This is a genomic window from Actinomycetospora chibensis, assembly GCF_028737215.1.
Classification (GTDB): Bacteria; Actinomycetota; Actinomycetes; order Mycobacteriales; family Pseudonocardiaceae; genus Actinomycetospora; species Actinomycetospora chibensis.
The window spans coordinates 16,164-39,053 of sequence record NZ_JAQZAM010000019.1 but is presented as its reverse complement, the minus strand read 5'-3'; the positions used below and the strand labels follow the sequence as shown (position 1 = coordinate 39,053).

Below are 22,890 nucleotides of genomic sequence, written 5' to 3'. Positions count from 1 at the left end.
CAACCCCGGCGCCTCCGGCAACAACACCCGGCACACGTGACGGGCGTGATCATCGGACAGGCCACGGGTCCACTCCGAGAACACCCGGGCCTTCCTCGTCGAGCTCCCCCGACGCCATCGCCGCCTGCACCTCCACCAGACGGCGATGCAGATCGTCGGCGAACTCCAGACACCGCCCCGCCATCGACAGCGACCACCCCAACGCCGTCGACACCTCGTCACCGGAGAACTCGTCCACCGACCCCCGCCGCGTCGTCGTGCCGTCCTCGGCCCGCCCGGCCTCGTGCACCGCAGTCAGGAACCGCGCCGCCGCCCGGTTCCGCACCCGCGCACACGCCTGCAGGTAGACGACCGACTCCGCACCCTCCACACACCTCGGATCGATCCCTCCAACGCCTCGACCAGCACCGCCCCCGGCGCGAGACCCTCCAACCCGGCCACACCACCGGGGCCCGGATCGAGATCGATGCTCACACCAGCAACGCCAGCCCCGACCCCCGACAACGAAATCGATCACGACTGGCCGGCCCCCACTCCGTTGCCGACGGGACACCCGGCCGCGGCGGCAGCGGGCGATCCGCGCTCGCCCCGCGACCGTGCACGCACAGCCCACTGCTCTGCGCGGACAGGACATTCCGCCCGGGCTCCCGCTGCCAGGTTGGGACGGCCTGCTCGTCCTCACGACGGCCTGAGAAAGGGACCTCGTCATGACGCACGCCGCCCGCCCGGCCCCCGACACCATCGTCCTCGTCCACGGCTTCTGGGTGACACCGCGCTCCTGGGAGCAGTGGATCGCCCACTACGAGGCCAAGGGCTACCGGGTGATCGCCCCGGCCTACCCCGGCTTCGAGGTCGAGGTCGAATCCCTCAACACCGATCCCGCGCCGGTCGAGGCGCTCACGATCCCCGGGATCGTCGAGCATCTCGAGTCGGTCCTGCGCGGGCTGGAGAACCCGCCGATCATCATCGGGCACTCGGCGGGCGGGGCGTTCACCCAGATCCTGCTCGACCACGGGTTCGGCGCCGCCGGCGTCGCACTGAACTCGGCGCCCACCGAGGGCGTGCCGATCATCCCGCTCACGCAGGCCAGGGCCACGTTCCCGGTGCTGAAGAACCCGGCCAACCGCCACCGGGCGATCCGCTACGACTTCGAGCACTGGAACTACGCCTTCACCAACACCTTCCCCGAGGCCGAGGCCCGCGCGCTCTACGAGCGCTACGCCGTGCCGGTGTCCGGCGGCATCCTCTTCGAGAGCGCGCTGGCCAACCTGACCCCGGGACACAGCGGGACGTGGGTGAACTACCACAACGAGGACCGGGCGCCGCTGCTGTTCGTCGCCGGCAGCGAGGACAACATCATGCCGCCGAAGATCCAGTGGTCGAACGCCGCGCACTACAAGGGTGAGAAGACGATCACCGAGGTGGTCGAGTTCGGCAGCAAGCCCCACCTCCTGCCCGCCGCGCCCGGCTGGGAGGAGATCGCCGACTACGCCCTGGCCTGGGCCCTGCGCCACGCGACGACCCCGCCGGCGATCGTGCCCGCGCCATCGGCTCCGGCCGCGCCGATGACCGTCTAAATCCGCCTGCCCCGCTCGCCCCACGACCACGCGACGTGCCCGCCGGTGTGCACGTCGTGGTGGTCGTTGACCCCGTCGTCCCGTGCCCCGACGCTGGACGGGACGACCCACGACATCGGGGAGCACCCGTGCTCGTTCCCGAGCGGATAGCGAACACCCCGGAGATCACGCTGGTCCTGCCCGCCGGCGACCCGGAGTCGTGCGCCCTCGTCCTCGTCGACCCGTGCGCGCCCGCCGCCGTCGGCCGGCCCACCGGCGCCCCGGACGCCGTCCACATCGACCTCGACGAGCTCGGCCTGCCCCTGGACGTCGTCCGGGAGGCCGCGCGCGAGCTGCGCTCCAGCCCGCTGTACCCCCTCGTCCGGGACCACGTCGTCCGCGTGCAAGCCCAGGCGCGCACGCCCGCCGGCAGCGCCGTCGCCGCGGACCTCGGCCGGGCCTCGGTGCGGCTGGTGCGCGCCCTCGTCCTCTCCGCCGCCGGGCAGGCCCGGGGACCCGACGAGACGAGGACGGCGTCGACCGCGGACCGGGTCGACGCCTACGTGCGCACCCACCTCCGCGACCCCGACCTCGGTCCCGCGGAGATCGCCGCGGAGAACGGCATCTCGGTCCGCGCCCTCTACAGGATCTTCGAGGAGCGCGGCGTCGGTCTCGAGCAATCGATCATCGAGCGACGACTCGAGGGTGCCCGGACCGACCTCGCGGCCCCCGGCCGTCGCCACCACTCGATCGCCACCGTGGCCCGCACCTGGGGCTTCGACAACCCGAGCTTCTTCTCGCGGCGCTTCCGGGCGGCGTTCGGCGTCACGCCCCGGCAGTGGCGGGACGGGACCGGCGCACCCACTCCGACGGCGTGAGCCCGTAGGCGTTGCGGAACCGCCGGCCGAAGTGGCCGGCGTCGACGAACCCCCACCGGCGCGCGACCGCGAAGATCGTGACGTCGGACGGCAGGAACGTCAGCTCCCGGCGCACGCGTTCCAGCCGCTCGCGCAGGATCCAGGCGGCGAGGGTCTCCTCCTGGTCGCCCCAGACGTTGTACAGCGTGCGGAGCGAGACGTGGTGCGCCGCCGCGATCCGTCCCGGCGTGAGGTCGCGATCGCCCAGGTGGGCCCGGACGTGGGCGACCACCCGCGCGCGCAGCGTCTCCCCCAGGACCTCCCGCTCCCGGTGCCCGGTCGCGGAGACGACCAGGGCCCGGGTCAGGTCGGCGGTCGCCGCGCCCAGGTCCGCGGTGACGACGGGGCTCGCCCCGAGCTCGCCGATCGCGCCGGACATGTGCACGAGGTGCGCCCGCACCAGGGGCAGCAGCTCGCTGCCGGCGAGCCGGGGCACGGCGGCCCGGACGACGTCGGCGCTCAGGCCGAGGTCGGCGTGGGAGATGTGCGCGACGATGGTGCTCATGCGCGGCCCGGCGTGGGAGAACGCGTACGGGCTGGTGAAGTCGACGAGCACCACGCCGTCGCGGCCCAACCGCTGGTCGGTGCCGTGGGCCGAGTACGTGCACCCGCTGCGGGCGAGGGCGATCCCGACGAGCTCCGGGGCGTCCCGCCGCACGTCGCGCGCCGTCCGGGTCAGCGTCAACGCCGTGCCCACGGTGCGCAGCACCCCGGTGCTGCCGAGCTGCCACGCCTCGGCCCGGATGTCGACGGACTCGGCCGGCGCCTTCGGCTCCACCCGGCGGCGGACACCGCTGCGGGCGATCACCTCCTGCACCAGCTCGGCCCGGTCGCGTGGTGGGTGGGCGGTGGACTCCAGGACGAGGGCCATGCCCGCTCCCTCCCGAGAGGCACACGTCCTCGTGACACCCCGTCACCGAGAACTCCGACCGACAGGTGAGCATAGGGACGATTCGGCCTGCCTGGAAGCACTGACGGTCACCTCGGGTCAGGCGACGGGGTGCGCCCCGTCGTCCGCCTTCGGCACGAGCACCTCGCCCTCGAGGCCGTCCGGATCGCGGAAGAACATGCTGAACGCCGAGCCGAAGTCGTTGACCGTGCCGTCCGAGGCACCCCGGGTCATCAGCCGCTCGCGGATCGTCGCGAACGCCGGGTAGGACGCGGCGTGCAGCCCGAAGTGGTCCAGGCGTCCGCGGTGCCACATCGGCGTCTGCCGGTCGGCCTCGTCGCTGCTCGGCACCGTGAAGACGTTGAGCTCGGTGTGCGGCCCGATCCGCATCACCGTCATCGTCTCCTCGCCGTCCTGGCCGTGCGCACGGGTCGGCCCGATCTCGGCGTCGAAGACCGCCGCGTAGAACTCCCCGAGCCGCGCCGGGTCGTGGGTCAGGCACGCGATGTGGTCCACCCCGCGAAGAAGCACGTCGATCATCCCTTTCGTCACCGATCGTCCCCCGAGCAGGCCGCCGCAACGGCTGGTGCGGAGCCGCGCGGAGCTGCCAGCATCCTCTCGTGGAGTCCACGCAGGCCGGGTGCGCTCCGACCACGGGTCGTGCATGACGCCGGGCGAGCCTGCCTGGTTCACGCTCCCGGTCCCCCGATGGTCGGACGGGGCCGCCCTGGCGGGTCTCCAGGCCCGGGCGGGGGCGACGCGCCACGAGCTGATCCTGGCGGCCGCCCGCCGGTTCGCCTGCCAGGGCTACCACGCGACGTCGCTCGTCCAGGTGGTCGAGGACTGCGGCCGCACCAAGGGCGCGCTGTTCTTCCACTTCGGTTCCAAGAGCGCCCTCGGCTGGGCGGTCGTGGGCGAGGTCCACGCCTCGTGGGAGGACATCGCCGAGCGCATCGCGGCACGGCACCTCGATCCCCTGCAGACCCTGCTGGTGGTGTACGACGCGCAGATCGGCCGCCTCATGTACGACCCGGTCGTCCAGGGTGGACTGCGCGTGATGCGGGAGGACCCGGGCATGCAGGCCGACCGGAACACGTGGGTCGAGGGCTGGCGGGCCGAGAGCGAGGTCCTGCTCGCGCGAGCCCGCGCCGACGGGCTGCTCACCGCCGACACCGACCCGGCGGCGGTCAGCACCACGCTGCTGAGCACCGTCGTCGGGCACCACTACCTCGCCGAGGCCCAGCCCGACGGCCCCACCACCTGGGAGCGCATGACCACGACGTGGCGCGGGCTCCTCCCGGCCATCGCGGTCCGCCCCTGGGTCACGCGCTGGTCGGACTCGGGCTGGTCGCACCGGCCCGCGCCGACGGCCGAGCCCTACGAACGGGCCCGGCGGGAGGGCGTGTCCGACCGGGTGTGATCCCAAGCGCCGCGACATCGGCGGACGGGCGATCGGGCGGACGATCCGGCGGAGCGCCGTAGGGTCCTCGGAATGACGACCGGGGCGACGTGGGGCGATGTCTTCACGACGCTGACCGATCGGTCCCACCTCGTCGTCGGCGAGGGCCTCTCGGCCATGGTCGACGAAGCCGTCCGACCGCTCGGGCTCCACGCCGACGTGCTGCTGGTCGACCTCGGCCAGCGGGTGCTCACCTCGGTGCGGGTGGACCCTCCGGCGGCGCAGTCGGTGGACGGGACCCTCGCCGGGCGCGCCTTCCAGTACGGCGAGTTCGTCGCGGGCTTCAGCGACGACGGGCGCCGGTTGCTGTGGGTGCCGATGCTCGACGGCACGGAGCGGGCGGGCGTGGTGAGCCTCGAGCTGGGACCCGACGTGGTCGACGACCTCGAGTTCCGTCGCCGGTGCTGGACCCTGTCCGGGCTGATGGGGCACATCGCGATCGCCAAGCTTCCCTACAGCGACCGCGTCCGCCGGCTCCGCGCCCCCCGGCCGCTGACGGTGGCCGCCGAGCTCCTCTGGCAGCTGGTCCCGCCGCGCACCTTCGCCACCGACAACGTCTGCGTCACGGCGCTCCTCGAGCCCTAGGACCGGGTCGCGGGCGACGGCTACGACTACGTCGTGGACCTCGACACCGCCTACGTGGCGGTGTTCGACGGCGTCGGGCACGACCTCGCCGCGGGCAGTGCGACCGCCCTGGCCGTCAGCGCGATCCGCAACGCCCGCCGCCGGGGCGTCAGCGACCTCGCGGCGCTGGCCATCGAGGCCGACATCCAGATGCAGGCGGCCGGGGTGCTCCCGCGGTTCGTGACCGCGATCCTGGCCCGGCTGGACCTGCGCACCGGCGAGCTGCGCTACCTCGTCGCCGGCCACCCCCATCCCCTGCTGCTGCGCCAGGGGCACCTCGTCGGCGCGTTCGAGGCAACCCCCCGGCCGCCGCTGGGGGTCGGCGAGCACGCCGCCCCGGTGGAGGAGGCCGTGGAGTGGCTCGAGCCCGGTGACCGCGTGGTGTTCTACTCCGACGGCATCACCGAGGCGCGCGGCGCCGACGGACGGTTCTTCGGCGAACGCCGGCTCGTCGACCTGAGCGAACGCGCGGAGCTCGACGAGGTCTCGGCGCCCGAGACCCTGCGACGGCTCGCCGCCGCGGTCCTCGAGCACCAGGGCGGGCTGCTGCAGGACGACGCCACCCTGCTGATGGTGGACTGGTCGGCCACGGCGCACGAGCGCCTGCTGCCCTCCGTCGCCCGCGAGGTCACGGCGTCGACCCCGCCGTCACAGCGACCGGAGAAGGGCCGGTCCAGCGCGGTCGGAGGCTTCCGCTCACCGACGGCGTGAGTCAGAGGTAACGGGTCAGAGCGAGACTGGTGCCCCCCGGGCCTGCCTCGATGGCGACGTCGTCGACGAGCTCTCGCATCATCGTGAGCCCCCGGCCCCGGTGGCCGGTGTCGGCGCCCTCGAGCTGCCAGGACCCGTCGTCGGCGACGGTGATGACCAGCCGGTCGACAGCATGGGACGCGGTGAGCGTCATGGTGCCCGCGGCGTGGTCGCCGGAGTAGGCGTGGTCGCAGCAGTTCTCGAGCGCCTCCGACGTGGCCATGACCAGATCCTCGATCGTGTCCGTGTCGAGGTGGTCCCCGCCGAGCCACTGCGTGAGGCGGCGCCGGAGGAGACGGACGTGGCTCCCGTCGGCCGACGTACTGACCTGCAGGGTGTCGGGCCACCGGGCGACGGCGGCGGCACCCAGGGCGTCCGGGTTCGGCATGGTCCCTCCGGGGTGCCCGATCCGCGACGGTCCAACCCACCGATTCTTGTGACGTCTCCCCAGGAATGGCACCCCTCGACGTCGCCGGCATTCCTCGACGAACTGCAGAATGGTCTCGGTACGATGTTCCCCGCCATTCCTTGCTGACGATTCTTGCCTGTGCTAAACCCACCGAGCCGTCCAGCCACGGGCGGTTCACCATCGACAGAAGGGATCGTGGAGCCGGGATGAGCAGGTTCAACGGTGGCCGTCACGTTCTACCCGAGCCGGAGCAGCCGGCCGGGGTGGTCACCGCCCTCGGGATCGACGAACAATCCGAACCCTTCGAGCCGGTCCGCCCGACCGCCGCGCCCGAGGGAGCCCCGAATGTCGTGGTCGTGGTCCTCGACGATCTGGGGTTCGGCAGTTCCAGCGCCTTCGGGGGACCCTGCGACATGCCGACGGCGGATCGACTGGCCGCCGACGGGCTGCGCTACACCCGCTTCCACGTGACGGCGCTGTGCTCGCCGACGCGCCAGGCACTGATGACCGGCCGCAACCACCACTCGGTGGGCATGGGCGGCACCACCGAGATGGCGACGTCCGCCCCCGGCTACTCCGGCTTCCGCCCGCGCAGCGCGGCGACGATGGCCCGCATCCTGCAGGGCAACGGGTACTCGACGGCCGCGTTCGGCAAGTGGCACCAGACCCCGCCGTCGGAGATCAGCCCCGTCGGCCCGTTCGACCGCTGGCCCACCGGCGAGGGTTTCGACCACTTCTACGGCTTCATGGCCTGCGAGATGAACCACTGGTACCCCCTGCTCTATCAGGGCACCACGCCGGTCGAGCCCACACGGCGGCCGGAGGAGGGCTACCACCTGTCCGAGGACCTCGTCGACCATGCCGTCGACTGGGTCCGCACCCAGCGCACCCTGACCCCGGACCGACCCTTCTTCACCTACCTCGCCTTCGGCGCGTCGCACGCGCCCCTGCACGTCCGGAAGGAGTGGCGGGACCACTACCGCGGCCGGTTCGACCACGGCTGGGACCGGCAGCGTGAGCTGACGCTGGCCCGGCAGAAGGAGCTCGGGGTGGTCCCGCAGGACGCGGAGCTCGCCCCGTGGGCCGAGGAGGTGCCGCACTGGGACGAGCTCAGCGACGACCAGCGCGCGCTGGGGGCGCGGTTCATGGAGACCTTCGCCGGGTTCACCGAGCACGCCGACACCCAGCTCGGACGCTTCGTCGACGAGCTGGACGAGCTCGGCGAGCTCGAGAACACGGTGATCGTCTACCTGATCGGCGACAACGGCGCCTCGGGCGAGGGCGGCCTCGAGGGCACGCTCAACGAGCACCGCCTCGGGCACGGCCTCGTCGACGACCCCGCCGAGATGGTCGGGCGCATCGACGAGATCGGCGGGCCGACGAGCTACCCGATCGCCCCGGTGGGCTGGGCGCTGGCGCAGAACACCCCGTACCAGTGGACCAAGCAGGTGGCGTCCCACTTCGGCGGCACCCGCGACGGGCTGGTGATCCACTGGCCGCGGGGCATCACCCACGGAGGCGGCCTGCGCCACCAGTTCCACCACGTCATCGACGTCCTCCCGACCGTCCTCGAGTGCGCGGGCATCCCCGCCCCGATCTCGGTGGACGGGGTCACGCAGAAGCCCGTCGAGGGCACGAGCATGCGGTACACGTTCGACGACGCGGCCGCGCCCGACCGTCGCCGGACCCAGTACTTCGAGATGTGCGGCAACCGCGGCATCTACCACGAGGGCTGGACCGCGGTGACCCGTCACGGCATTCCCTGGGACATGGTGCCGGAGGCCGGCAGGTCGTTCCGCGACGACGTGTGGGAGCTCTACGACACCACCACCGACTGGAGCCAGGCCCACGACCTCGCCGAGCGCCACCCCGAGAAGCTCGCCTCCCTGCGCGAGCTGTTCCTCATCGAGGCGGCGAAGTACCAGGTCTTCCCGCTGGACAACCGCGTCACCGAACGGGAGAACCCGAGGATCGCGGGGCGGCTCGACCTGCCCGGCGACCGTCGCTCGGTCACCTACCACGGGCGGACCCGCCGGCTGATCGAGGAGACGACGCCGAACGTCAAGAACCGGTCCCACACCGTGACCGCCGATGTCCACACCGACGGGACGCTCACCGACGGGGTGATCGTCGCCCAGGGCGGGCGCTTCGGGGGCTGGGCGCTCTACTGCCTCGGCGGGCGCGCCTGCTACGTCTACAACTACTTCGGGACCACCAGCCACGTCCTGCGGGCCGAGGAGCCGATGCCCGCCGGGCGCCACGAGGTCCGGATGGATTTCACCTACGACGGCGGCGGCCTCGGCCGGGGCGGCGCCGTCGTGCTCACGGTGGACGACGTGAAGGTCGCCCACGGCACGGTGGACGCCACCATCCCGTACTACTTCTCGTTCGACGAGACCTTCGACGTCGGCGTCGACCTCGGGACCCCGGTGGGCACCGACTACCCGACCGTCGGCAACGCGTTCACCGGGACCGTGCACACGGTGCGGATCGATCTCGGCGAGGAGGAGGGGACCTCCGAGGACGGCGGGCTCTACCGGCGGGTGATGGCCGCCCAGTAGAGCGCGCAGAAGGTCAGGGGGAGCTCGCGCACCGGAACCCGAGGTTGCCCGAGCTGGACTCGGGGGTGTTCGACGACCGTGCCGCCACGCGGTAGCGGTAGCAGTACGAGTCGTGGCAGAGGTACGAGCCGCCGCGCATCACCCGGCTCACGCCCTCCGCCGGCCCGACCGGGTCGGCGGCGGGCGACTCGCGGTAGGTGTGCGGGGAGAACCAGTCGGCGCACCACTCCCAGACGTTGCCGACCATCTGCCAGAGCCCGTGCCCGTTGGGCCGGAAGGTCTTCACGGGCGCCGTCGTGAGGTAGCCGTCCTCCTCGGTGTTGTGGGTGGGGAAGCGGCCCTGCCAGATGTTCAGCGGCCACCGTCCGCGGGGCCGGAGCTCGTCGCCCCAGGGGAAGCGGGCGCCCTCGATCCCGCCGCGCGCGGCGTACTCCCACTCCGCCTCGGTGGGCAGCCGCTTGCCCGCCCACGCGCAGTAGGCCTGCGCGTCGTTCCAGGACACGTGCACCACCGGGTGGTTGGCGCGGTCGCCCACCGACGAGCCGGGGCCCTCCGGTCGCCGCCAGCAGGCACCCCGCACCCCGAGCCACCATCCGGCGCCCTCGACGCTGGTCAGGATGTCGGCGCGATCCCCGTGGAAGGCCAGGTGGAACACCGCCGACGATCCCCAGCGCTCGGCGTCGGTGACGTAGCCGGTGTCCTTGACGAACGTCGCGAACGCGGCGTTGGTGACCGCGGTGGCGTCGAGGCCGAACGGCGCCAGGGTGACCTCGTGCACCGGGTGCTCGCCGTCGTCGACGTAGCCCTCACCGAAGGGGTCGCCCATCGCGAAGCGCCCACCGGGCAGGGCCACCTGCCCCCGCGTGCTCACGCCCCGACACTAGACGTGGCCGGTGTCGAGGGGCTCGAGCTCCTCACGCGGGCGCGGTCGTGAACACCGGCCACCCGATCTCGGTGCGCCACGCGGCGCGGTCGGCGGTGTCGCGGGGCCCCACCAGCTAGGTCTCGCGACCGGGGCCGTCGACGAGCAGGGCGTGCTCGGCGAGGTGGGCGCCGGGCGCGCCGTAGTGACGTCGATGTCGTCGTGCGGGCCCGGGTGACCGTGAGCGCGAGCTCGCGGGACGGGAGGTCGACCGACGTGGCCGACGACGGCCGTCACCCGGCGGGCCGGCTCGCGGCGGTGCTCCACCGGCAGGGGCCGGGGCTCGGCCGTGAGCAGGCGCTGTTGGCCGGGATCGCCGGCGACTTCCCCGGCAGCCCCGTCACCCTCGCCTTCGGCGTCGTCCTCGCCGACGACCGGATGGAGCGGCTGACGATCCGGCCGGCCGACGGCTGAGGCCGCGTCGGAGGGTGTCGGGGACGTCACGCCGGGGAAGGTGCCCCGCTCCGCGGGGCGTTGACCACCACCATGGCCCCGACACTCCTCGCGCCGGACACCACCGTCGCCCTGAACAACGGCCTGCGCATGCCCCAGCTCGGCTTCGGGGTCTCCGAGGCCCGCGACGCCGAGGCGTCGGTCTCCGAGGCCCTCGAGCAGGGCTACCGCAGCATCGACACCGCCGCGGTCTACGGCAACGAGGAGGGCGTCGGCCGCGCGATCGCCGCGTCGGGCATCCTGCGCGACGAGCTGTTCGTCACGACCAAGGTGTGGCACGGCCACGAGGGGTGCGCGCACGCCCGGGACTGCGCGGCCGGCAGCCTCGAGCGGCTCGGCCTGGACTTCGTCGACCTCCACCTCGTGCACTGGCCGACGGACGTGCTCGCCGAGTGCGTGCAGACCTGGGAGGGGATGGAGCAGCTGCTCGCCGAGGGACGCACCCGCGCGATCGGCGTCTCCAACTTCCGCGCGGGTCACCTGCGGCGCCTGCTCGACCTCGGCGGCACCGTGCCCGCCGTCAACCAGATCGAGCTGCACCCGCACCTGCAGCAGCACGAGCTGCGCGCCCTGCACGCCGCCCTCGGCATCACCACCGAGGCGTGGAGCCCGCTCGGCCGCGGTGCCGTCCTCGACGACCCGACCCTGGTGGCCGTCGCCGACCGGCTCGGTCGCACGCCGGCCCAGGTCGTGCTGCGCTGGCACCTCCAGCAGGGCACGGTCGTCATCCCCAAGTCCGACAGCCCCGAGCGCATCGCCGGGAACCACGCCCTCTTCGACTTCGCGCTGACCGACGAGGACATGCTGGCGATCGCCGACCTGCACGTCGCCGACGGCGCCGGGCGCATCGGGCCGGTGCCCGACGAGCCGACGGGGACCTGATCGCCCGTCCGGCGGACGGCCGGTCAGCGGCAGATGCAGCCCCGATCCCAGCCGTGGTCGCGGGTGGCCGTGCAGAACCTGCGGCCCAGCGCGTCGTGCCCCGACCAGGTGTGCTGGCAGGCGGAGCACGAGGGTTCGCTCGTCTCGTCCAGCACCTGGTCGGTGGGGTTCTCGATGACAGTGGCCTCGTGAGTGCCCATGGCGTGCCCTTCTCGAGCGGCTGGAGTGGCTCCGGACGCGAGAGGGACAGCCCGGCGGAGCAGGTACCGGACGTCTCCGACGCTACGCCGTGTCGTGGGGTGCGGGTAGGCTGAGGTCACTGGCGGAGTTGGCCCCGGCCCCCGGCGAGCCCCGTTCCCCTCCTGGTGGTCGGAGTTCGCATGTCGTCAGTCGGTCCGAACGTCGAGGGTGACGTCCCTCCCGACCGCATCCTCAAGAGCCACGAGGCCGAGGTCGCCGCACACCACCTGGCCCGCCGCCGCGCCGTACCCGTGATCGCCGGGCGTGCCATCGACGCCGACGACTGCCGCGAGCTGCTCCACATGCTGGGGCTCGCCGACGTGGCCGGGCTGCCGACGATCGAGATCCCGCCGCGCCGCTGAGACGCCGGCGGGTGCGGGCTCACTCCAGGAAGCGCGCCCGGTAGCGGGTGGCGACGAGGAGCAGGGCCAGCTCGGCCACGACGGCGACGACCACGAGCTCGGCGTCGAGGTAGCCCAGCGCGACGTTGACGCCGGCCAGCGCCAGGACGAGCCCGATCCGGCAGAGCCGGACGCCCGCCCGATCGCGTCCGATCACCAGCGCCACCGCGGCGACCAGCAGCAGGACACCGACGACGGCCTCGCCGGCCGAGGCGACCACGAGCATCGGCGGTCGCGTGCCCGGCGGCACCGCCCTGTCGTCGAGGACGATCTGCGTGTCCGGGTCGCTGCTCCACAGGGCGATGAGCACGACGAGGCCGAGCAGCGAGAGCAGGCCGAGCAGCGCCGAGCCCGCGGCGAGTGCGATCCGGTGCAGCCAGCGCGGGACGAGCGCCGCCTCCGCCCGGGCAAGGCCCGCGATCCCGGTGCGGGACCGGCTCGGTGCCTCCTCGACCGGGGCGGCCTCGACCACCGGGCGCAGCGCCGCGGCGTAGGCGACGAGGTCGGGACGTGACGTGTCGGCCTCCAGCGACGCGAGGTCGCGGAGCAGCGCGGCGCGGTCGTCCGCGCGCAGGGCGCCGTCGGCGAGGTCCTTCGACCGGACGGCCACCGAGTAGGCGAGCGCCCGGGGGCGGTCGAGCCGGGCGCGGCGCGTCACCGTCGCCAGCCCGAGCACGCCCAGGAAGACGACGTAGATGATCGGCGCCGCCAGCGGGGTGAAGTAGTCGTTCTGGCGGGTGATGAACTTCCCGACCTCGTCGACGAAGAGCCCGGAGCCGACGCCGACGAGGACCGCGGTGGCCGTCGGCACCCAGCGGTTGCTCCACATCAGGGCGGCGAGGCCTCCGAGCAGCAGGAGCAGCCCGCCCCAGAGGGCGTGGGCGAGGTGGTAGGTCGCCCCGCCGATCTGGGGGTAGCCGGTGAGCGCCAGGTAGAGGCGGGTGACCACCACCGCGACCCCGAAGGCGACGGCCACCAGCCGGACGTTGCGGGCGGCGTCCTCCCGCGGCACCGGACCGCGGAGCCGGCGACGCGCGGGCGCCCCGTCACCCGTCGACGCCGCCACCGCGGTCGTGGTCATGGGTCACGACCGTAGTGACTCCGGGCGCACCGCGGGGGACGCCCGGCGCGCCGCTCGCCGGGGCGATTGCGGGCGCTCCACCGGGCAGGGGACCCTGTAGGGGTGGGCGAACACCCGACGCACCTGACACTCGACGACCTCGGCGTGGCCCGGGACCTCCCCCGGCCCGGCGGTAAGGACCAGATTCAAGGCGTCCCCTACCGACCGATCCAGTTCCTCGACGACGACCTCCCGACCGCCCTCGAGCGCTCGGCGACCTGGTTGCGGGAGGCCGAGCAGTGGCTCGGTGAGCCCCTCGACGTCATCGCCGTGCACCTCGACTACGACGACGCCAAGGGCTCGCCTTACTACGACCTCAAGCTCCTCTGCAACGAGGAGGACCTGGCGGGCGTGCCGATCGCGATGCGCAAGCGCGACAACCACACGGGATAGCACACGGCATAGGCACACGGGATAGCACACGGGATCGGCTAGCGGCTCCGGAGCCCGGACGCCTCCACCTGGCCGACGAAGTACCGCACCGACTCGGGCCGGGCGGTGACGCTGAAGTCCATGTGGTCGGCCGACTCCCGGCCGGGCAGGGCACGCACGCCCGGGGCCAGCTCGTCGAAGTCGACACGCAGGGTGCCGGCGCCGACGGTGCCGACCTCGCGCAGCGCGGCGATCGGGAACTCCAGGCGTCCGGAGTGCTCGCCGTCGAACGTCACCGCCATCGACGTCACGCACAGCAGGCCGCGGTCGGTGGTCTGGGGCTCGGTGACGACGGCGCTGAGGACGGCGCGGACCGAGGTCGTCTCGGGCACGGCGGCGAGCGCCTCGGCGAGGTGGCGCTTCGACCGCAGGCGCTCGGCGTCCTTGGCGTGCATGCCGTTCAGCGCGCGGCGCACGTCCTCCCGCTCGGGCAGCGGGACGGGCGGAGTGCGGGAGAAGAGGCCCATGGTGTGGACCCTAGGGACCAACCTCGGGATTCTGAACGGAGGCTTCCGACGCGCGTCCGGCCCAAACTCTGGTCGTGGCCGTCTGAACCCTCCTGATCAGGGAATGTCGATCACATGAGTGCCGACGACACGGTCAAGAACCGCTCGAAGCAGGTCAAGGGGAAGGCCAAGGAGGTCACGGGCAAGGCCACCGGCAACAAGAAGCTCGAGCGGAGCGGCCAGAAGGACATGGTCGTCGGCGAGGTCAAGGAGCGCGGCAACTTCTGATCCGGCTCCCTCCGACAGGCACCATCTGATCGCGGCCTGACGCCGACCCGCCCTCGGGACCATGATGGGGGCGTGGCCACGCGGACGCAGGACACCGAGGTCATCCTTCGCCTGCCGTGCCTCGGTCCCGAACCGGTGCCCCTGACGCAGGCGACCTCCGCGGTCGTCGGGTACGCCCGCGCCCGGCGCTGGCTGCGCTTCCGCTCGCCCGGCACCCCGGAGGGCCGGTGGGTGGAGGTGCCGGCGTTCGGTTGGGCGCGGTTCGACGCGCGGCCCGCGAGCGCCGGCCTCGACGCCGACGTCCTGCTGGCCGAGGGCCTGCACGGACGCCTCGACCAGGCCGGTTGGCACGCCGTGCACGACACCCTCGCGGGGATTCGCGCGCTGGTCGACGCCCTCGTCGCCCGGGCCGGCGGGCGCCCGTTCTGGGAGCTGCCCGACGAGGAGCTCTCGGTGCTCGGCGAGCCCGGCACCGTCGGCGCGTACCTGCGCCGGATCGGGCAGGACTCGGGCGCCCACTCCGCGCACGTCCTCGCCGCCCTGCACCACCGGCACCCCGAGCTCGTCCCGCACCTGACCCGGACCACGCGCCGCGCGCTGCTCTCCCATCTCGAGGAGGGCGACAGCGGCGTCGACGCCGTGGTGCACCGGGATCTGCAGGCGAACGCCGACGCGTTCGCCGCGCTGGAGGACGCCGTGGCAGCGGCGACGGGCGACGCCCGGCCGACCCGCCTGCGCCTGCACGACGTGCTGCTCTGGCTGTCGACGACGCTGCGTCTCGCGCACGCCGTCGCCGCGGGAGATCGTCTCCTCAGTGCGGCCGGCGATCCCGGCTGCAGGTCGTGAGCGCCTCGAGCAGCGGGGCGAGGCGACGACCCTCGGCGGAGAGCGCGTACTCGGTGCGCGGTGGACGCGCGTCGAGCACCCGCCGTTCGAGCAGCCCCGCCGCCTCGAGGTCGGCCAGGCGCGCCGCGAGCGTCGCGGGCGGCACCTGGCCGAGGGCCTGCTCGAACTCCGAGAACCGGACCGCTCCGAGGTGCGCGGCGTAGAGCACCGAGAGCGACCACCGTCGCTCCAGCAGTGCCGTCAGCGCGCGCACCTCGGGCGGTACCGGCTCCCGTGAGCACATGTCAGGCGGCCACCTCGAGGCTCTGGGGCACAGGCTCCAGAGCCACGTCGAGGACCTCACTGATCGTCATCGACGGGTGGAACTCCAGCTGCGCGGCCACGTCGGCGGGGACGTCGTCGAGGTCGGCGCGGTTGCGCTCCGGGACGACGATCTGCGTCAGGCCCGCCGCGTGCGCGGCCAGCACCTTCTGCTTCACCCCGCCGATCGGCAGGACCCGTCCCTGCAGCGTCAGCTCACCGGTCATCGCGACCGTGTGCCGCACCGGGCGTCCGGTCAGCAGCGACACCAGCGCCGTGGCCATGGTGACGCCCGCCGACGGCCCGTCCTTCGGAGTCGCGCCCGCGGGCACGTGCACGTGGAACGAGCGTCCCGAGAATGCGTCCTCGGCGATGCCCAGCTCCGGGGCGTGCGAGCGCACCCACGACAGGGCGATCCGGGCCGACTCCTTCATGACGTCGCCGAGCTGCCCGGTGAGGATCAGGCCCTCGTCGCCCGCCATCCCGGCGGCCTCGATGAAGAGGACGTCACCGCCCGCGCCGGTCACGGCCATGCCGGTGGCGACGCCGGGGACCGCGGTCCGCTCGACGGCCTCGGTGAAGACCCGCTGCCGGCCGAGGTGCTTGCGCACGACCTCGGTGTCGACGACGACGTTCGGCGCTCCCGACGCCACCTCGGTGGCGATCTTGCGGGTCAGCTTGCCCAGCGCGCGGTCGAGCTGCCGGACGCCGGACTCGCGGGTGTACTCGGACACGACGAGGCGCAGCGCGGACTCGTCGGCGCTCACGTCGTCGACCGTGAGGCCGGCGCTCGTGATCTGACGTGGCAGCAGGTGGTCCCGGGCGATGGCGACCTTCTCCTCGACGGTGTAGCCGTCGAAGGAGATGACCTCCATGCGGTCGAGCAGCGGGCCCGGGATGGTGTCCAGCTGGTTGGCCGTCGCCAGGAACACGACCTGCGAGAGGTCGATCTCGACGTCGAGGTAGTGGTCGCGGAACGCGTGGTTCTGCGCCGGGTCCAGGACCTCGAGCAGCGCGGCGGACGGGTCGCCGCGCCAGTCGGCGCCGACCTTGTCCACCTCGTCGAGCAGGATCACCGGGTTCATCGTGCCCGCGTCGCGCAGGGCCCGCACCAGGCGGCCCGGCAGGGCGCCGACGTAGGTGCGGCGGTGACCGCGGATCTCGGCCTCGTCGCGGACGCCGCCCAGCGACATCCGGACGAACTCGCGGCCCATCGCCCGCGCCACGGACTCGCCGATCGAGGTCTTGCCGGTGCCGGGGGGACCGACGAGCGTCAGGATGGTCCCCGCCTTGCGGTCCTCCTCGACCCCACGGTCGCGGCGCAGCTTGCGGACGGCCAGGTACTCGACGATGCGGTCCTTCACGTCCTCGAGACCGGTGTGGTCGGCGTCGAGCACGGTGCGGGCCGCGGCCGGGTCGAGCTGCTCGACGGAGCGCTGCGACCACGGCAGGGCCAGCAGCCAGTCGAGGTAGGTCCGGATCATCGAGGACTCGCCGGACTGCTCGCCGCTGCGCTCGAGGCGGGCCAGCTCGCGCTCGGCCTGCTCGCGCACGTGATCGGGCATGCCGGCCTCGGCGATCTTCGCGCGGTAGTCGTCGCCGGCGCCGCCGTCGTCGCCCTCGCCCAGCTCCTTGCGGATGGACTCCAGCTGGCGACGCAGGACGTACTCGCGCTGCTGCTTCGCCGCGCCGGACTCGACGTCCTCACGCAGCGTCTTGCGCACCTGCAGCTCGGCCAGCCGCTCGCGCTGCAGGCGCAGGGCCAGCTCCAGGCGCTCGCGCACGTCGAGCGTCTCGAGCAGGGACACCTTCTCGTCGTAGGGGGTCTCGGGGGCCCAGCCGGCGGTGTCCGCCAGCGCGCCCGGCTCGTCGATGCCGCGCAGGAACGTCGACACGCGGCCGTCGTCGCCGCGCAGCTCGAGGATCTCCTCGACCACCACGCGGTACGTGTTCTCCAGCTCGCGGATCGGGCCGTCGCGGTCCGTGCTGTCCTGGTGCGGCGTCACCTCGACGCGCAGGTGCCCCGCGTCGTCGGTGGTGCCCGTCCCGGCCATGCCACGGTGCACTCCGGTGAGCTGGACGGCGGTCACGCCGTTCGGGAGTCGGGTGCGGCCCGTGACGTCGGCGACCGTGCCGACCGTGGCGAAGCGACCCTCGTGGCGTGGGACGAGCAGGACCTGCTCGCCCTCCTCGGCACCGACCTCGGCGGCCGGGACCACGACGGTCATGCCCGGGAAGATCACGTTGTCGTCGACGGGGACCAGCAGCAGCTCGGTCATTCTCGTCACCCCATCACTCGTACTGATAGCAGCTACAAGTGTTGAAGTGGCTACGGTATTCCGGGAGCCGGCGACCGGCCGGGCGCCGCAGGTCAGGTGGTGCGGGGGCGGCTGCCGCCGCGGGGGCGCATGGTGACGCCGGCGTCCATGAGGAGCCGTCGGACGTGGCCGAAGCTGCGGCCGGTGTCCTGCGCGAGGCGCATGAGGCTCTCGCCGGCGGCGTAGCGCTCGACCAGGTACCTCGACAGCACCGCCCGCTCCGACCCGCGGAGCTGCTCACCCGTGTCCGGCACCCAGGTCCCCTTTCCTCGACTGCCGCGACCATAGGCGCGTTCAGGGACCTTCTCCGTGAACTGTCCAGGATTGAGACAGGCCACGTCTCAGCGGACCACGGTGCTCGGGGGCCGCGATCGCGATCAGGCGCGCGGCCCGGTCGTCGAGCGGGCACCCGCGCAGGTCGGCGACGCCGTGCTCGGTGACCACGACGTCGACGTCGGCGCGGGCGGTGGTCACGGGCCCGGACAGTCCCGCGACGACCGTCGAGCGGCCGCCGGCGGTCGCGCGCAGGGCGATGATCGACCGGGCACCGGTGCGCGCCGCGGCGCCGGAGAAGTCGGCCTGTCCGCCGACCGCACCGAGCGCGCGGCCGTGCACGGACTCGGCGCCGACCTGGCCGGTGAGGTCGACCTCCAGCGCGGAGTTGATCGAGACCAGGCGCCGCAGCCGGGCGAGCACCGCCGGGGTGTGGGTGTAGCTCGCGGGCCGGAAGGCGACCGGCAGGTCCGGGAGGCGGTCGTAGAGCGCGGGCCCGCCGACCGCGGTGCCGGTCACGAGCGCCCCGCGGTCGATCTCCTTGCGCGCCCCGGTGATCACGCCGCGCTCGACGAGGCGGCGCACGCCGTCGGTGAGCATCCCGGCGTGGAAGCCGAGGTCACGGTGCCCGGAGAGCCCCGCCAGGATCGCCGTCGGCAGGGCGCCGACCCCGATCTGCACGGTGTCCCCGTCGGCGACCAGGCCGGCGACGTGCGCCGCGATCGCCTCGTCGACGGCGTCCGGCGCGCGGTCGGGCACCGGGGCGAGCGGGCGGTCGGTCTCGATCACGGCGGCGAAGCGCTCGCGCGGGATGCCCGGCGTACCCGTGGTGCGCGGCGTCCGCTCATTGATCTCCGCGATCAGCACCCGGCTGTGCACGACCGCGTCGGCGGCGTAGTCCGCGCCGATGCCGAGCGAGCAGAGGCCGTCGCGGTCCGGCGGCGCGACCTGGACCAGCCCGACGTCGCCGGGCAGCAGGCGTTCGGCGAACAGCCGCGGCAGCGTCGAGTAGTGCGCGGGCACCACCCGCCCAGTAGTCGTCGTCGAAGCGGGCGCAGACGTCGCGAACGGCCTCCCGGATCAGCCGGTGGTCCTCGGAGTCGCTGAAGTCCATGACGGATGCGTACCAGCGGCCGGGCCGGGGCGTCGGTCGCTACAGCTCCGCCCGCACCAGCGCCGCCCCCTGCGCCATCGCCGCGAGCTTGGCGCGGGCCACGGGGCCGGTGAGGTGCCGGAGCCCGCAGTCGGGGTTGATCACGAGACGGTCGGCGGGCACCAGGTCGAGGGCCCGGCGGATGCGGGTGGCGACGAGGTCGGGCGTCTCGACCTCGGCGCTCTCGACGTCGATGACCCCCAGGCCGATCGCGCGGTCCCAGCCGGACTTCTCGATCGCTGGCAGGTCGTCGTCGCCCTTGCGCGCGAACTCCAGGACGAGCTGGTCGACCCGGGCGTCGAGCACGGCCGGGAACGGGAAGTCGTAGTGCCCCTCCCACCACGGGCGGGCGTAGCGGTTGCCACAGCAGACGTGCAGCGCCCAGGCGGCGTCCACGCCCTCGGTGACCACGTTGACGGCCTCGACCGCCCCGCGCACCTGGTCGCCGACACCGAGGTTCGGCGTCGCGACCGTGTGGTGCCCGACAAGCCACCGGACGCGGTTGGGCCCCCTGGAGCAGCGCCGGACCGGGGTGGACGTCCTACCGTCACGCCGTGGCGCGATCCGGGTCCGGCGAGTCGGTGCTCGAGCGCGTCGTGCGCATCCTCGAGGCCTTCACCCCGCGGTCCCCGGTGCTGACCGTCGGGGAGGTCGCCCGCCGCGCCGACCTGCCGGTAGCGACGGCGTCGCGGCTGATCGCGGAGCTCATCGGACACGGTCTGCTCTCCCGCGAGGAGGACCGCCGCGTGCGGATCGGGACGCGGCTCTGGGAGCTGGGCTCCCGGGCGTCGCCGACGTCGTCGCTGCGCGAGCTCGCGCTGCCGGTGCTCGAGGACCTCCTGCGCGTGGTCGGTCACCACGCGCAGCTCGGGGTGCTCGACGGCGAGGAGGTGCTGTTCGTCGAGCGGCTCTCCGCCGAGCACGCCGTCATCAACTACACCCGGATCGCGGCGCGGCTGCCGCTGCACGCGTCGTCGTCGGGCCTCGTCCTGCTCGCCTACGGCTCCGAGATCCTCCAGGAGCGCATCCTCGCGGGGACGCTCACGCGCTTCACGCCGATGACGATCACCGACCCCGGGGAGCTGCGGCGCCGCCTCGCGGACGTGCGCCGCCAGGGGTTCGTGCTCTGCCCCGGCTTCCTGCACGTCGACGCGACCGGCATCGCGGTCCCGGTGCGCGACGAGACCGGCCACGTCGCGGCGGCGGTGTCGGTGATCGTGCCCAACGACGAGCAGGCCCGCGGGTACGTCCCCGTCCTCACGGCCGGGGCCCGGCAGATCGAGCGCCGCCTCGTCTCTCATTGAATGAGAACGCCGTTCCGACCATGGCGGCGGCCTCGTCATCCTCGGCGCATGGACAGCGCCGCCGTCGACCGGCTCGTCGTCACCGGGAAGGCATCGGCGGCCGAGGGCGTCGCGATCCTGGAGCTGGCCCGGCCGGACGGGCGGCGGCTGCCGGACTGGACGCCCGGCGCCCACATCGACGTGACGCTCGGGAACGGGGAGACCCGCCAGTACTCGCTGTGCGGGGACCGGTGGGACGCCCACCGCTACCGGGTCGCGGTGCTGCGCGAGGTCGACGGCCGCGGCGGGTCGGCCTACGTGCACGACGAGCTCGCCGCCGGCGACGAGGTGACGCTCGGCGGGCCGCGCAACAACTTCGCGATGGTGCCCTCGGCGCGCTACGTCTTCGTCGCCGGTGGCATCGGGATCACGCCGCTCCTGCCGATGATCACGCAGGCCGAGCGGGTCGGCGCGGAGTGGACGCTGCTCTACGGCGGGCGCCGGCGCGCCTCGATGGCGTTCCTCGACGACCTCGCCCGGTACGGCGAGCGCGTGCGCGTGGTGCCCCAGGACGAGGCGGGGCTGCTGCCGCTGGCGTCCTGGCTCGGCGGGCCGCGCACCGACACCGTCGTCTACTGCTGCGGCCCGGCCCCGCTGCTCGCGGCCGTCGAGCAGACGGTCGCCGCGGCCGGCTGGGCGCCCCACCGGTTGCGCACCGAGCGGTTCACCGCCGCCGAGGTCGGCGCGCCCGTCCGCGACGCCCCGTTCACCGTCGAGCTCGCCCGCACCGGCACGTCCGTCACGGTCACCCCGCAGATCTCGGTGCTCGCGGCCGCCCGCGACGCCGGGGCGACGACCCTGTCGTCCTGCGAGAAGGGCACCTGCGGCACCTGCGAGACCACCGTGCTCGACGGCGTGCCCGACCACCGCGACTCGATCCTCGCCGACCACGAGCGCGCCGCCGGGGACTGCATGTTCCCGTGCGTCTCCCGGTCCTGCACCGACCGTCTCGTCCTGGATCTCTGAGGGGTTCCTACATGACCACCACCGCCCTGACCGCGGTCGCCGCCGTCGACCCGTTCTCCCCCGAGGTGCTCTCCGATCCGTTGCCGTTCCAGGCGGCTCTGCGCGACGCCGGGCCCGTCGTCCGGCTGACCCGCTACGACGACCTCTACGGCATGGGCCGCTACGCCGACGCGCACGCCGCGCTCGTCGACTGGCAGCGGTTCTGCTCGTCGGCCGGGGTCGGCCTGTCGAACTTCCGTCGCGAGGCGCCGTGGCGTCCGCCGTCGCTGCTGCTCGAGGCCGACCCGCCGCACCACGACGCACCGCGCCGGGTGCTCGCGCCGATCCTCGGCCCGCGGGCGCTGCGCCGGCTGCGCGAGCGGTGGTTCGCCGTGGCCGAGGAGCACGTCGACACCCTGCTCGCGGGTGCCGGCCCGGTCCTCGAGGTCGACGCCATGCCGGCGCTGGCCGAGGCGTTCCCGCTGCGCGTGTTCCCCGACGCCGTCGGCATCCCCCGCGAGGGCCGCGAGCACCTGCTGCCCTACGGCGACCACCTGTTCAACGCCTTCGGCCCGCCCAACGACCTCGTGGCGAAGGGTGCGCCGCACGTCGCCGAGCACGCCGGGTGGGTCAACGCGCAGTGCGCCCGCGAGGTGCTCTCCGACGACGGCTTCGGCGCCGCGATCTGGGCCGCGGCCGACCGCGGCGATATCACCCACGACCAGGCGCCGCTGGTGGTGCGCTCGCTGCTGTCGGCCGGCGTCGACACCACGGTCCACGGCCTCGGGGCCGTGCTGCGCGCGATGGCCACCCACCCCGGGGCCTGGGACCGGCTGCGCGCGGACCCGAGGCTGTCGCGGGTGGCGTTCGAGGAGGCCATCCGCTGGGAGTCGCCGGTCCAGACGTTCTTCCGCACCGCCGAGGTCGACGTGGCGATCGGCGACACCGTCGTCCCCGAGGGCGCCAAGATCCTGATGTTCCTCGGGTCCGCCAACCACGACCCCCGGCACTGGGACGACCCCGACGCCTTCGACCTCGACCGCGACCCCTCGGGCCACGTCGGCTTCGGCATGGGTCTGCACCAGTGCGTCGGCCAGCACGTCGCCCGCCTCGAGGCCGAGGCGCTGCTGACCGCACTGGCCGCTCGGGTCGCACGGATCGAGGTCGCGGCCGAGCCGACGCGCCACCTCAACAACACGATGCACGCCTTCGCGACGCAGCCGATGCGGCTACACCTCGCAGGGCTGTGACCATTGACATGGCCGTACTGATTAGTAGGACTTCCGAGTAACCGCGGACCACCGGCACCGTGGAGTGCGGGCGTCGTCCACCACGGCGTGACCGCACCCTCGTGGAGGTCCCC

General features: G+C 73.5%; 28 protein-coding genes. 15 read left to right on the top strand and 13 right to left on the bottom strand.

Features of this window, described 5'->3' with window-relative positions:
• Positions 1-49: 49 nt before the first annotated feature.
• Complete coding sequence (locus tag PH189_RS24620; protein ID WP_274191488.1) at positions 50-370, bottom strand: DUF222 domain-containing protein; 321 nt, start codon at positions 368-370, stop codon at positions 50-52.
• A 337-nt stretch (positions 371-707) separates the two neighbouring features.
• On the opposite strand from PH189_RS24620, the gene PH189_RS24615 reads away from it, so the two are divergent.
• Together PH189_RS24615 and PH189_RS24610 are read left to right on the top strand one after the other, a co-directional pair.
• The gene (locus PH189_RS24615) at positions 708-1,577 is read left to right on the top strand and encodes an alpha/beta hydrolase (RefSeq protein ID WP_274191487.1); all 870 of its coding nucleotides are present in this window, start codon (positions 708-710) and stop codon (positions 1,575-1,577) included.
• 128 nt (positions 1,578-1,705) lie between these two features.
• Complete coding sequence (locus tag PH189_RS24610) at positions 1,706-2,434, top strand: helix-turn-helix domain-containing protein (RefSeq protein WP_274191486.1); 729 nt, start codon at positions 1,706-1,708, stop codon at positions 2,432-2,434.
• Here PH189_RS24610 and PH189_RS24605 read toward each other — a convergent pair.
• Both PH189_RS24605 and PH189_RS24600 read right to left on the bottom strand, forming a co-directional pair.
• Positions 2,382-3,344 (bottom strand): helix-turn-helix domain-containing protein, encoded by a 963-nt coding sequence (locus PH189_RS24605; RefSeq protein WP_274191485.1) that lies wholly within the window; start codon positions 3,342-3,344, stop codon positions 2,382-2,384. The two genes, PH189_RS24610 and PH189_RS24605, sit on opposite strands and share 53 nt — an antisense overlap.
• 117 nt (positions 3,345-3,461) lie before the next feature.
• Entirely contained in the window at positions 3,462-3,914 is a 453-nt protein-coding gene (locus PH189_RS24600; protein ID WP_274191484.1) for a VOC family protein, read from the bottom strand.
• A 112-nt stretch (positions 3,915-4,026) separates the two neighbouring features.
• Here PH189_RS24600 and PH189_RS24595 point away from each other — a divergent pair, with 112 nt between their 5' ends.
• From PH189_RS24595 to PH189_RS24585, 3 genes are all read left to right on the top strand, one after another.
• Positions 4,027-4,782 carry a TetR/AcrR family transcriptional regulator gene (locus PH189_RS24595; protein ID WP_274191483.1) on the top strand — a complete coding sequence of 252 codons (756 nt, stop codon included), beginning with the start codon at positions 4,027-4,029 and terminating at the stop codon, positions 4,780-4,782.
• A 72-nt stretch (positions 4,783-4,854) separates the two neighbouring features.
• Positions 4,855-5,406, top strand: coding sequence for a hypothetical protein (locus tag PH189_RS24590; protein WP_274191482.1), 552 nt, complete (start codon positions 4,855-4,857; stop codon positions 5,404-5,406).
• 33 nt (positions 5,407-5,439) lie between these two features.
• Positions 5,440-6,156 (top strand): PP2C family protein-serine/threonine phosphatase, encoded by a 717-nt coding sequence (locus tag PH189_RS24585; RefSeq protein ID WP_274191481.1) that lies wholly within the window; start codon positions 5,440-5,442, stop codon positions 6,154-6,156.
• 1 nt (position 6,157) lies between these two features.
• Here the strand turns inward: PH189_RS24585 and PH189_RS24580 are convergent, their stop codons facing one another.
• Positions 6,158-6,583 (bottom strand): ATP-binding protein, encoded by a 426-nt coding sequence (locus PH189_RS24580; protein WP_274191480.1) that lies wholly within the window; start codon positions 6,581-6,583, stop codon positions 6,158-6,160.
• Between the two features lie 227 nt (positions 6,584-6,810).
• Here PH189_RS24580 and PH189_RS24575 point away from each other — a divergent pair, with 227 nt between their 5' ends.
• Positions 6,811-9,165: an arylsulfatase gene (locus PH189_RS24575; RefSeq protein ID WP_274191479.1), complete on the top strand. Its 2,355-nt coding sequence runs from the start codon at positions 6,811-6,813 to the stop codon at positions 9,163-9,165.
• Between the two features lie 13 nt (positions 9,166-9,178).
• Here the strand turns inward: PH189_RS24575 and PH189_RS24570 are convergent, their stop codons facing one another.
• A complete protein-coding gene (locus PH189_RS24570; protein WP_465251264.1) occupies positions 9,179-9,991 on the bottom strand; it encodes a formylglycine-generating enzyme family protein in 813 nt (270 codons plus the stop codon).
• A gap of 312 nt (positions 9,992-10,303) precedes the next feature.
• Here PH189_RS24570 and PH189_RS24565 point away from each other — a divergent pair, with 312 nt between their 5' ends.
• A complete protein-coding gene (locus tag PH189_RS24565) occupies positions 10,304-10,501 on the top strand; it encodes a hypothetical protein (protein ID WP_274191477.1) in 198 nt (65 codons plus the stop codon).
• A gap of 72 nt (positions 10,502-10,573) precedes the next feature.
• Positions 10,574-11,422, top strand: a complete 849-nt coding sequence (locus tag PH189_RS24560; protein ID WP_274191476.1) for an aldo/keto reductase — start codon at positions 10,574-10,576, stop codon at positions 11,420-11,422.
• 23 nt (positions 11,423-11,445) lie between these two features.
• Here PH189_RS24560 and PH189_RS24555 read toward each other — a convergent pair whose 3' ends face one another.
• Positions 11,446-11,622, bottom strand: coding sequence for an RGCVC family protein (locus PH189_RS24555; protein ID WP_274191475.1), 177 nt, complete (start codon positions 11,620-11,622; stop codon positions 11,446-11,448).
• 180 nt (positions 11,623-11,802) lie between these two features.
• Between PH189_RS24555 and PH189_RS24550 the strand changes: the two genes are divergently transcribed.
• Positions 11,803-12,024, top strand: coding sequence for a hypothetical protein (locus PH189_RS24550; RefSeq protein ID WP_274191474.1), 222 nt, complete (start codon positions 11,803-11,805; stop codon positions 12,022-12,024).
• A gap of 19 nt (positions 12,025-12,043) precedes the next feature.
• Here the strand turns inward: PH189_RS24550 and PH189_RS24545 are convergent, their stop codons facing one another.
• Entirely contained in the window at positions 12,044-13,144 is a 1,101-nt protein-coding gene (locus PH189_RS24545; protein WP_274191473.1) for a hypothetical protein, read from the bottom strand.
• A 102-nt stretch (positions 13,145-13,246) separates the two neighbouring features.
• On the opposite strand from PH189_RS24545, the gene PH189_RS24540 reads away from it, so the two are divergent.
• Positions 13,247-13,576, top strand: coding sequence for a hypothetical protein (locus PH189_RS24540; RefSeq protein WP_274191472.1), 330 nt, complete (start codon positions 13,247-13,249; stop codon positions 13,574-13,576).
• 38 nt (positions 13,577-13,614) lie between these two features.
• Here PH189_RS24540 and PH189_RS24535 read toward each other — a convergent pair whose 3' ends face one another.
• On the bottom strand, positions 13,615-14,082 hold the full coding sequence (locus PH189_RS24535) for a hypothetical protein (RefSeq protein WP_274191471.1): 468 nt from the start codon (positions 14,080-14,082) through the stop codon (positions 13,615-13,617).
• A 114-nt stretch (positions 14,083-14,196) separates the two neighbouring features.
• On the opposite strand from PH189_RS24535, the gene PH189_RS24530 reads away from it, so the two are divergent.
• Positions 14,197-14,349, top strand: coding sequence for a CsbD family protein (locus PH189_RS24530; protein ID WP_274191470.1), 153 nt, complete (start codon positions 14,197-14,199; stop codon positions 14,347-14,349).
• Between the two features lie 72 nt (positions 14,350-14,421).
• Positions 14,422-15,195 carry a hypothetical protein gene (locus tag PH189_RS24525; protein ID WP_274191469.1) on the top strand — a complete coding sequence of 258 codons (774 nt, stop codon included), beginning with the start codon at positions 14,422-14,424 and terminating at the stop codon, positions 15,193-15,195.
• Here PH189_RS24525 and PH189_RS24520 read toward each other — a convergent pair.
• The 5 genes from PH189_RS24520 to PH189_RS24500 all read right to left on the bottom strand — a co-directional run bounded on the left by PH189_RS24520 (position 15,161) and on the right by PH189_RS24500 (position 19,677).
• Positions 15,161-15,478: a winged helix-turn-helix transcriptional regulator gene (locus PH189_RS24520; protein WP_274191468.1), complete on the bottom strand. Its 318-nt coding sequence runs from the start codon at positions 15,476-15,478 to the stop codon at positions 15,161-15,163. The genes PH189_RS24525 and PH189_RS24520 overlap by 35 nt on opposite strands.
• A 1-nt stretch (position 15,479) precedes the next feature.
• Complete coding sequence (lon, locus tag PH189_RS24515) at positions 15,480-17,774, bottom strand: endopeptidase La (RefSeq protein WP_274191467.1); 2,295 nt, start codon at positions 17,772-17,774, stop codon at positions 15,480-15,482.
• A 92-nt stretch (positions 17,775-17,866) separates the two neighbouring features.
• Entirely contained in the window at positions 17,867-18,067 is a 201-nt protein-coding gene (locus PH189_RS24510) for a helix-turn-helix domain-containing protein (RefSeq protein WP_274191466.1), read from the bottom strand.
• A gap of 40 nt (positions 18,068-18,107) precedes the next feature.
• A complete protein-coding gene (locus PH189_RS24505; protein ID WP_274191465.1) occupies positions 18,108-19,112 on the bottom strand; it encodes an acetyl-CoA hydrolase/transferase family protein in 1,005 nt (334 codons plus the stop codon).
• Positions 19,113-19,239: 127 nt separating this feature from the next.
• Positions 19,240-19,677, bottom strand: a complete 438-nt coding sequence (locus tag PH189_RS24500) for a uroporphyrinogen decarboxylase/cobalamine-independent methonine synthase family protein (protein WP_274191464.1) — start codon at positions 19,675-19,677, stop codon at positions 19,240-19,242.
• Positions 19,678-19,793: 116 nt separating this feature from the next.
• Between PH189_RS24500 and PH189_RS24495 the strand changes: the two genes are divergently transcribed.
• The 3 genes from PH189_RS24495 to PH189_RS24485 are packed head-to-tail and all read left to right on the top strand — an operon-like array spanning position 19,794 to position 22,777.
• Entirely contained in the window at positions 19,794-20,543 is a 750-nt protein-coding gene (locus tag PH189_RS24495) for an IclR family transcriptional regulator (protein WP_274191463.1), read from the top strand.
• Positions 20,544-20,591: 48 nt separating this feature from the next.
• Positions 20,592-21,548: a PDR/VanB family oxidoreductase gene (locus PH189_RS24490; RefSeq protein WP_274191462.1), complete on the top strand. Its 957-nt coding sequence runs from the start codon at positions 20,592-20,594 to the stop codon at positions 21,546-21,548.
• An 11-nt stretch (positions 21,549-21,559) separates the two neighbouring features.
• Positions 21,560-22,777, top strand: a complete 1,218-nt coding sequence (locus PH189_RS24485; protein WP_274191461.1) for a cytochrome P450 — start codon at positions 21,560-21,562, stop codon at positions 22,775-22,777.
• The last annotated feature ends 113 nt before the right edge of the window (positions 22,778-22,890 follow it).